This is a genomic window from Prosthecobacter sp. (assembly GCF_044373815.1).
GTDB lineage: Bacteria > Verrucomicrobiota > Verrucomicrobiia > Verrucomicrobiales > Verrucomicrobiaceae > Prosthecobacter.
In genome coordinates this window covers 1-2,780 of record NZ_JBIPNG010000672.1, presented here as the reverse complement: position 1 = coordinate 2,780, position 2,780 = coordinate 1, and the positions used below count along the sequence as shown (strand labels likewise).

3 protein-coding genes are annotated in these 2,780 nt (G+C 62.8%); 1 reads left to right on the top strand and 2 read right to left on the bottom strand.

Annotated elements, in window-relative coordinates; translation table 11 throughout:
- Nucleotides 1-189 (bottom strand): hypothetical protein (locus tag ACIREA_RS30070; RefSeq protein WP_397386005.1); only part of this gene is annotated, 189 nt, incomplete at its 3' end.
- Nucleotides 190-198: 9 nt separating this feature from the next.
- Entirely contained in the window at nt 199-378 is a 180-nt protein-coding gene (locus tag ACIREA_RS30065) for a hypothetical protein (RefSeq protein ID WP_397386004.1), read from the bottom strand.
- A 245-nt stretch (nt 379-623) separates the two neighbouring features.
- Between ACIREA_RS30065 and ACIREA_RS30060 the strand changes: the two genes are divergently transcribed.
- The coding region (locus ACIREA_RS30060; protein WP_397386003.1) for a prenyltransferase/squalene oxidase repeat-containing protein at nt 624-2,780 on the top strand (2,157 nt) is incomplete at its 3' end.

Below are 2,780 nucleotides of genomic sequence, written 5' to 3'. Positions count from 1 at the left end.
CTGATCCGCCGCCCAGCGCTGGTCCTTTTGCAGGTGCGTCTTCCCAGCATCCGGCAGGCGGAGGTGCAAAGCCTTGCCGCCGGTGGAGGCAATGGCGGGAGACAGGCGTGCCCAGCACGTCCGCAGCATCACACAACTGGTCGCTACCATCACCAGAACAAGCAGCCCGATGAAGGCGTAGCGACGCATGCAGAAGTCCTAGTGGGCCTTCTTTTCGCCGTGCTCGGCTTCCTTGGCGTGGGATTCGCCATGACCTTCGTCGTGCGCCTTGTGCATGCCTTCGTGCAGCACCTGGGTTTCCTTCCAGGAGTGCTTTCCACAGGAAGTGGAGGCGAGGACGAGGGCGGCGGCGCAGAGGATGAACGAGGCGGTTTTCATGTGAGATCGGGGTCCGGCATCCTATCGGAAGAGGCCCGTCGTGCAAATGACAATTCGCGTTCGGTGGGCATCCTTCAGCGGCTTCAAACGGAGCCCCATGGGAGGTCTTGTAGGCTAAGAATCGGCCACGCGGCGCGTTTCCTCTTCAGCGCGCCTTTCCAGTTCGTTCATGCGACCTGTAAATTCATCTTGTCGGAAGCGCTGGCCACCGTGTATATACATGTACATCAACAGTTTTTATTGAAATGAATCCGTCGCAGCCTGGTAACCCGCAGAATCCTCAGAATCCGCAGCAGCCACCACCTCCTGGTGTCACACAGCCGCTGCCGCAGGGCTATCCCCAGGGTTATCCGCCGCAGCAGGGTTATCCGCAGGGCTACCCACCGCCGCAGGGTTACCCACCTGGCTACCCGATGCCGCAGGGCTATCCGCCGCAGATGCCGCAGGGCTATCCTCAGGGTTATCCAGCACCGCAGGGCTACCCACCGCAGATGCCAGGCTATCCTCCGGGCTACCCGATGCCCCAAGGCTACCCGCCGCAGATGCCCGGCTATCCGCCCGGCTACATGCCGCAGATGCCCATGCCGGCCATGATGCCGCCGCCCGCACCTTCCACCGGCACCGTTCCCACCGCCGCACCTGCCCCGGCTCCGGCCCCCAAGCCCGCCAGCGCCGCCGTCCCCGTGGCCATGCCCGTGCCTGCCGCCGTGGCTCCCTCCATGCCAGCCCCTTCCGGTGCCCCTGTGATGCCCGCCCCGAGCGTGGCCGTGGCTGCCGCCGTGCCGACCGATGACGTTGGTGAAGCCGTCGTGGCTGAGCATGTCGAAGGCCAGATCTATCACCCACCAGCACTCACCCACATCGAAGTGGGCAAGCCGCCAAACAAGTTCGTGCAGCTCTGGCTCAAGGCCGGTGCCAGCTCCCTCCTTCTCAGTATTTTGATCCACGCCGGTCTCGGCGTGCTGGCCCTGTTCATCGTCTTCCAAAGCGGTGTCATGGACAAGCAGGTGGACTTCCTCCCCGGTGGCGGCACCGCGCAGGGCGCGAAGGCCAGTGCGGATCTGCAGCACAAGGTGCAGCAGAAGAAGCGCAGCTCCATCAACAAGACCATGCCGATGAAGAAGCTCGTCAGCACGAGCACCAATTCGGCCATCACCCTGCCTGAGGCACCCCCAGACTCACTGGATATGCCCGACGTCAGCGCCATGATGGGCGGCGGCGCCCTCGGCGGTGCAGGCGGTTTCGGCATGGGCGGAGCCGGTGGCGGCTTTGGCAAAGGTCAGGGACTCGGAGCCGCAGGCGGTTTCGTCACTCTTCCCCCTTCCATGCGCAGCCGCTGCTCCACGCAGGAACGACTTGAAAAGCTCCGTCAAAACGGCGGCTCCCCTGAGTGCGAGGCTGCTGTGAGTGCTTCCCTCGAATGGCTCAAGACCAAGCAGAACGCCGACGGCTCCTGGGGCAAAAGCAACAAGTGCGCCTACACAGGTCTGGCACTTCTGTGCTTCCTGGGCCGCTGCGAAACGCCCGAGTCCCCCTTCTACGGTGAAAACGTCATGAAGGGCATCATGTTCCTCATCGAAGCCGGCAAAAAGAATCCCCACGGCATCTTCTCTGAAACAGGCTGGCAGGGCGAAGCCGCCGGCGGCAAAGGCGGCGCAGGCACCTACGAACACGGCATCGCCACCTACGCTCTGGGAGAAATGTACACCCTCGCCCGTCTCGGCAGCAAGAGCCTTCCCGGCATGCGCGAAGCCTTCGAAAAAGGCGTGAAAGTCATCATCGACAACCAGACCCCGGCAGGTGCCTGGGCCTACGGCGGCAAGGACCAGATCGTTTACAACAAGGCCGCCGGCGCTGACCTTTCCGTGGTCGGCTGGCAGTTCCAGGCGCTCAAAGCCGCCAAGAACACCGGTCTGAAGATCGACGGCCTCCACAGCTGCATCGGCAAGATGACCGACTACCTGGAAAAAATGCAGACCAAGGACGGCGGCTTCGGCGGCGCAAATCGTGACGCCCACTACAATCAGTGGAGCCTCTCCGGCGTCGGCATCCTCGGCCTCCAGACCATGGCCAAGGGCAAGACCACCGCGATCAAGAAGGGCATCAAATTCCTGCGCGACTTCCTCACCGCCGAGCCCCTCGACTGGAACAAAAACTGCAATCTCTACTGCTGGTACTACTACACCCAGACCTTCTTCCAGCAGGGCGGCGACGACTGGAAATTCTACAACCAGCAGTTCCTTCCGCAGATCCTTGGAGCCCAGCAGTCTGACGGCGCCTTCAAGGCCGGCCGCCCGAACTGGCCCGCCGGTGATGCCGCAGACCCCATCTACCGCCAGTGCCTCTGCACCCTCCAGCTTGAAGTTTATTACCGTTACCTCAAAGTCGGCGACCGCGAAGAG